Origin of the sequence: Shigella sp. FC1544 (genome assembly GCF_001722145.1) — a bacterium.
GTDB lineage: Bacteria > Pseudomonadota > Gammaproteobacteria > Enterobacterales > Enterobacteriaceae > Escherichia > Escherichia coli.
The window spans coordinates 1-2,248 of sequence record NZ_MECT01000234.1 but is presented as its reverse complement, the minus strand read 5'-3'; the positions used below and the strand labels follow the sequence as shown (position 1 = coordinate 2,248).

Genomic DNA, 2,248 nt, shown 5'->3' with positions numbered 1-2,248 from the left:
AGAGAGAGAAAACACCGGAGTGGAGGGAAAAGCAGAAAAGCTCACGTGGCATAAGGCGTGGACAGCGGTATCGTCTGGTTTTTCAATTTCCTATACGTGTACCATTCTGGCGGCAGCAGGTTTACTGGCCAGCACCAGAAAATCATATAACCGCGCCAAATCAGAAAGCGCCTTACTGGTCCACTTCTGTTCCATCAGCGTGGCACCGGTAACGGATTGTCAGTACTGAGGCTGTCCGCCCAGGCCTGTACAGCCTGATGGTCGATAATCTGTCCGGATGGACCAGCGGGAGCATTTAAACAGAAACTTACGGTTTTGCTCTTTCGGTAGGCTCAGTACCGTAAGGTTCTCCATCAACAAAATAAGTACCATTAGGTAATACGTGTTTATAGGGCAGTAATGATATATGGGCTAATACGTCATCATCAATAACCTCACCATTTTCACGTAACCCTTCAACAATATTGCTTATTCTTGATGTGTTCCAGTACAGGATTGCATTCGATACCAGACTCAGGGCGCTGGCCTTATTCATGATTTCTTCGTAATCACCGGTCGTGAATTCACCCTGATTTGCAAAAAAGATCCATCGGGGTAATTTATGTCGATACTCGCCTTTATTGAGCTGAAGCTCGAGTAGGCAGCCTGACGGCTGCGGCTTGTCATGGTCTGCAATTACCGTTATAAAAACAGGCAATGTCATTGTCTTTCAGGTGGTTATATGGCCCGTTCAGCTAAACCCCGTAAACGTAAACCCGCCTCTCAAAGAAGCAAACTTCCCCGCTATGTCTGAAGCTTCACGAAGATGATTTTTTTGACGAAGAAGACGCAGAAGTTCTGCGCTTTGATAGTTTTGACGATGCCGTTGAATGCTGCGCAGACCTGAATATTCCGTTCTTTGTGGATGCGGGAAACAAAAAGCTGGTCTTCTGGTTTGTACGTGTTGATGACGAAGGGTATCCGGAAATCGCCCGCTGCACGGAGCGGGAATTTGCGACCATTCTTTCCGGTATCAGCGCCGGCGGTATGTACTGCCCGGAGTGTGGCACGGTTCACTGGCCGGACGGAGTCGCCCCGCCCTTCTGATGCTTCCCCGTTTTGCCGATATCTTTCAGCAGGGAAACCGCTGGCTTAACTGGCTGGAGAAGCAGCCGGAAGGGGCAGTACGTCCGGTGGTGATTGAGTCGGTGACCAAAATCATGGCGTGCGGGACCACACTGATGGGGTATACACAGTGGTGCTGTTCATCACCGGACTGTTGCCATACAAAAAAGGTCTGCTTCCGGTGTAAAAGCCGCTCCTGCCCGCACTGCGGGGTGAAGGCTGGCGCACAGTGGATACAGTATCTGCTGAGCCTGGTCCCCGACTGCCCATGGCAGCATATTGTGTTCACGTTACCCTGCCAGTACTGGTCCCTGGTGTTCCACAACCGGTGGTTGCTGGCAGAGATGAGCCGCATTGCAGCGGATGTGATACTGGAAATCTGCCATCAGGCAGATGTGGAGCCGAGGATATTCACGGTGATCCACACATGGGGGCGTGACCAGCAGTGGCATCCGCATATCCATTTATCGACAACTGCCGGTGGTGTGACGTCGGGCCACACCTGGAAAAATCTTCATTTTTACGCCCGTAAGGTGATGAGCATGTGGCGCTACCGGATAACACGGTTACTGTCACGGAAATACCCTGACCTGGTGATGCCGGATGCGCTGGCAGCAGAAGGAAGCAGTAAACGGGAATGGAATCGCTTCCTAGACACGCATTACCGCCGTGGCTGGAATGTCAACGTATCCCGGGTGATGGATAATGCCACCCATGTGGCGGTGTACTTTGGCTCTTACCTGAAAAAGCCACCGGTGCCGGTGAGTCGTCTGGAGCATTATGCCGGTCAGGATGAAATCGGACTGCGTTACAACAGTCACCGAACAAAACGGGAAGAATACCTGTTGATGAGTGGAGATGAGTTCATGGAAAGGTTCTCCTGGCATGTGGCGGATAAGGGGTTCCGTATGGTGAGGTACTACGGTTTTCTGAGTCCGGCGAAACGGCGGTTACTGGAAGAAGTGGTGTACATCATAACGGAGACAGTGAGAAAAACGGCGATGCAAATCACCTGGAGAGTAAGGCAGTATGACTTTCCGTGAGACAGATGCTGGCCAACGTGGGATATTTAACGCGGGTTAACATCGTTGTCAGAGCCGCATGGGTGAGCTGTTGCTACACCCCGGTATTTCCACCACGGAGG

Annotated in this window: 1 protein-coding gene and 4 pseudogenes; 1 reads left to right on the top strand and 4 read right to left on the bottom strand. The window is 51.5% G+C overall.

Going from position 1 to position 2,248, the window contains the following annotated elements:
• Positions 1-99: 99 nt before the first annotated feature.
• The 4 genes and pseudogenes from BGK49_RS12995 to BGK49_RS30070 form a co-directional block, all read right to left on the bottom strand.
• A pseudogene (locus tag BGK49_RS12995) lies at positions 100-195 on the bottom strand (type II toxin-antitoxin system RelE/ParE family toxin); the annotation flags it as partial.
• A pseudogene (locus BGK49_RS26940) lies at positions 195-278 on the bottom strand (CopG family transcriptional regulator); the annotation flags it as partial. The pseudogenes BGK49_RS26940 and BGK49_RS12995, both read right to left, overlap by 1 nt.
• A 29-nt stretch (positions 279-307) precedes the next feature.
• Positions 308-637 (bottom strand): annotated as a pseudogene (locus BGK49_RS12990) (Tn3 family transposase); the annotation flags it as partial.
• Between the two features lie 146 nt (positions 638-783).
• Positions 784-1,056, bottom strand: a complete 273-nt coding sequence (locus BGK49_RS30070) for a transposase (protein WP_069101170.1) — start codon at positions 1,054-1,056, stop codon at positions 784-786.
• A gap of 29 nt (positions 1,057-1,085) precedes the next feature.
• Between BGK49_RS30070 and BGK49_RS12980 the strand changes: the two are divergent.
• Positions 1,086-2,123, top strand: a pseudogene (locus tag BGK49_RS12980) (IS91 family transposase); the annotation flags it as partial.
• Between the last annotated feature and the right edge of the window lie 125 nt (positions 2,124-2,248).